Genomic DNA, 2,930 nt, shown 5'->3' on the forward strand with positions numbered 1-2,930 from the left:
GTCGCAAGTGTGTTCCCGGTGCTCTGGATGGAGTCGGACATGCGTCCCGTGTTCCTGCCGTCGCAGTTCGCATCGGACGAGCCGGGAGGCGCGTGACACCTCGGTTGGGGAGCACTCATCCTGGCAGCATGGCTGGTCGCGGGCGTCGTCGTGTGCCTCCTGACGTTCCGGTGGAACCGCAAGGACGCCTGATGCCGCCTGTGGAGAACTCCCCCCGGGCGGCCGGCCGGTGGGATGCTGGGGCGATGGACCGGATCACGACGCACCGCAACTGGGGCCTGCACGTGGCCGTCGGTGCGACGCTCGCGCTCGTCGCGGTCCTCGCCGTGCTCGGGTGGTCCCCGTGGCCGACCCGCTGGCCGGCCTTCGCGATGCTCGCCGTCCTGGCCCTCGCCTACGCCGGGTTCGGGTGGCGCGGGTACGAGGACCGCCGGGCCGCCACCGCCTTCGTCCCGCTCCTGGTCGTGGCCGCGCTCGTCCTCCCGGCCACCGTCCCGAGCACCGCGTTCGTGCAGTGCATCTTGTTCCCGGTCGCCTGGTGCCAGATCGAGCGTGTCCGGACCTCGCTCCTGGTCTCGCTGGCGATCGGCGTCGCGGCGGGTGTCGGCCTGCAGATCGCGTCGGGGCCGTCCGCCCTCGTCAGCACCGTCCTCATCGAGGGCGTCAGCATCGCCGGAGCCTGCGCCCTCGGGCTCTGGATCACCCGCATCGCCCGGCTGTCCGACGAGCGGCGCCAGCTCATCGAGGAGCTCCGCGCCACGCAGGACTCCCTCGCCGAAGCGCACCGTCGCGCCGGGGTGACGAGCGAACGCGAACGCCTCGCCCGCGAGCTGCACGACACCGTCGCCCAGAACCTCGCCGGCATCGTCATGCTCACCGAACGTGCACGGGGCGACCTCGCCGCCGACCGGGTCGATCGGCTCGATGAACGCCTCACGATCCTCGAGGAATCAGCCCGCGCCGCGCTCGAGGAGTCCCGCACCCTCGTCGCAGCCGGCTCAGCCGGGATCGCCGGCGACGGCCTCGGCGCCGCACTCCACCGTCTCGGCGAACGCTTCGCCCGTGAGACCGGCATCCCGGTCTCGGCAGACGCCCCGGACTGCGCCCTCGACCGCGACACACAGGTGGTGCTGTTGCGCACCGGCCAGGAGGCACTGGCCAACGTCCGCGCGCACGCCGACGCCGCCTCGGTGCACGTCCGCCTGCAGGTGGCGGCCGAGCAGGTCAGCCTGCGGATCAGCGACGACGGCGTCGGCTTCGACTCCGCGGTACCGACCGCGGGTCACGGGCTGCGCGGCCTCCGCGAGCGGCTCGCCCTCGCGGGCGGCACCTGCACCATCACCTCGAGCCCGGGGCACGGCACGGTCGTGGAGGTCGCCCTGCCGACCACGCCCGATCCGACGACCCAGCGCAGCGCCGCTCCCCTGTCCGGAGCAACCCGGTGATCCGCGTCGTCGTCGCCGACGACCACCCGATCGTCCGCAGCGGCATCGTCGCACTCCTCCAAGAGGCCGAAGACGTCGAGGTTGTGGGCCAGGCGAGTGACGGCGACGCTGCCGTGGCGATCACGCTCGCAGAACGCCCCGACGTCGTGCTGATGGACCTCCGGATGCCGGGCCTCAACGGCGACGCCGCCACCGCCCGCGTCCTCGCCCGAGAGCCCGGCATCCGCGTGCTCATCCTCACCACGTACGAGTCCGACGACCAGATCCTCGCCGCGATCGAGGCCGGCGCCGCCGGCTACCTGCTGAAGGCAGCACCCGAGTCCGAGATCCTCGCCGGCGTCCGTGCCACAGCCCGCGGCGAAACCGCGCTCGCGCCGTCCGCGGTGGCCGCCCTCGTCCGGCGCACCACCGGCAAGCCGGCACCTGGGCCGTCCCTCTCGCCCAGGGAACTCGAGGTGCTCCGCCTCGTCGCGCAAGGGAACTCGAACCCCGCGATCGGCCGACAGCTCTTCCTCAGCGAGACCACCGTGAAGACGCACCTCGGGCACGTGTTCGAGAAGCTCGGCGTCAACGACCGCACACGTGCCGTGACCCGAGCGATGGAGCTCGGCCTCCTCCCGTGACCCCACTCGTCGCGAGAGAACGAAACCGGCCCGGGAACGCAGAAAACCCCTGACCACGTGGTGGTCAGGGGTTCCCTGGTGTTGCAACGTTGAGTCCGGCGGCGTCCTACTCTCCCACAAGGTCCCCCTTGCAGTACCATCGGCGCTGAGAGGCTTAGCTTCCGGGTTCGGAATGTGACCGGGCGTTTCCCTCTCGCTATGACCACCGGAACACCTTCGACCCAGATCCTGGATCAAAACCATTCCTTCAGATCTCGCTGAAGTATTCAGTTTCGTTCCCGATCGTCTGTCGGGAACCACAAAGTGGACGCGAGCCCGTGACACGAAGGCCACGGAAATCAGTGTGTTGTCAAGTCTTCGGCTTATTAGTACCGGTCAGCTCCACGGGTCGTTAGTCCCCGCTTCCACATCCGGCCTATCAACCCAGTAGTCTGCTGGGAGCCTCTCACACTCAAGGTGCATGGAAATCTCATCTCGAAGACGGCTTCCCGCTTAGATGCTTTCAGCGGTTATCCGGTCCGAACGTAGCTAATCAGCGGTGCCCTTGGCAGAACAACTGACACACCAGAGGTTCGTCCATCCCGGTCCTCTCGTACTAGGGATAGATCTTCTCAAATTTCCAACGCGCGCAGCGGATAGGGACCGAACTGTCTCACGACGTTCTAAACCCAGCTCGCGTACCGCTTTAATGGGCGGACAGCCCAACCCTTGGGACCTACTCCAGCCCCAGGATGCGACGAGCCGACATCGAGGTGCCAAACCATGCCGTCGATATGGACTCTTGGGCAAGATCAGCCTGTTATCCCCGAGGTACCTTTTATCCGGTGAGCGACAGCGCTTCCACAGCCACTGCCGGATCACT

2 protein-coding genes and 2 rRNA genes are annotated in these 2,930 nt (G+C 68.2%); 2 read left to right on the forward strand and 2 right to left on the reverse strand.

All coding sequences use genetic code 11. The features are described from left to right. Positions 1 to 245 precede the first annotated feature (245 nt). The gene (locus I59_RS18015; protein ID WP_022905066.1) at positions 246 to 1,445 is read left to right on the forward strand and encodes a sensor histidine kinase; all 1,200 of its coding nucleotides are present in this window, start codon (positions 246 to 248) and stop codon (positions 1,443 to 1,445) included. Further along, entirely contained in the window at positions 1,442 to 2,068 is a 627-nt protein-coding gene (locus tag I59_RS18020; RefSeq protein WP_022905067.1) for a response regulator transcription factor, read from the forward strand. The genes I59_RS18015 and I59_RS18020 overlap by 4 nt, the downstream gene beginning before the upstream one ends. Positions 2,069 to 2,161: 93 nt before the next feature. On the opposite strand, the gene rrf is transcribed toward I59_RS18020, so the two are convergent. Both rrf and I59_RS18030 read right to left on the reverse strand, forming a co-directional pair. After that, positions 2,162 to 2,278, reverse strand: a 5S ribosomal RNA gene (rrf, locus tag I59_RS18025). 135 nt (positions 2,279 to 2,413) lie between these two features. Next, positions 2,414 to 2,930 (reverse strand): 23S ribosomal RNA (locus I59_RS18030); the annotation flags it as partial.

Source organism: Curtobacterium sp. B8, from assembly GCF_000333315.1.
In the GTDB taxonomy this organism is placed as follows: domain Bacteria; phylum Actinomycetota; class Actinomycetes; order Actinomycetales; family Microbacteriaceae; genus Curtobacterium; species Curtobacterium luteum.

What these genes read in the sequence shown, in the direction of transcription:
- I59_RS18015 (WP_022905066.1), top strand. Translation starts at nt 246, where the DNA reads ATGGACCGGATCACGACGCACCGCAACTGGGGCCTGCACGTGGCCGTC.